Origin of the sequence: Mesorhizobium sp. M1A.T.Ca.IN.004.03.1.1, from assembly GCF_003997555.1 — a bacterium.
Taxonomy (GTDB): Bacteria; Pseudomonadota; Alphaproteobacteria; order Rhizobiales; family Rhizobiaceae; genus Mesorhizobium.
This window is the reverse complement of record NZ_RZTV01000441.1, coordinates 1-266: the sequence shown is the minus strand read 5'-3', so window position 1 is coordinate 266 and position 266 is coordinate 1. Positions and strand designations below refer to the sequence as shown.

Below are 266 nucleotides of genomic sequence, written 5' to 3'. Positions count from 1 at the left end.
AGAGCACACGGACACCTTGATGCTCGCTCACCGATTTGTCGATCGGATCGTGATAGGCGAAGTCGTCGGCCTTCTCGACCTTCAGGCTGCCGAACTTCTTGCCGGGCAGAGTGGAAAGCTGGTTGCGGAGATTGTCCACCAAGCCATTCGCCGCATCGGTGTCGAGGCCTTCGTAATCATGGCGCGAATAATAGTTGCGGCCGTAGGTCTGCCAGTGCTGGGTGACGATATCGGCGACGCTCTCGCCGCGCACGGCAAGAATGTTC

The 266-nt window shown here is 58.6% G+C and carries 1 pseudogene; it reads right to left on the bottom strand.

Annotated elements, in window-relative coordinates:
* A pseudogene (locus tag EOD29_RS32355) lies at positions 1-266 on the bottom strand (alpha-D-glucose phosphate-specific phosphoglucomutase); the annotation flags it as partial.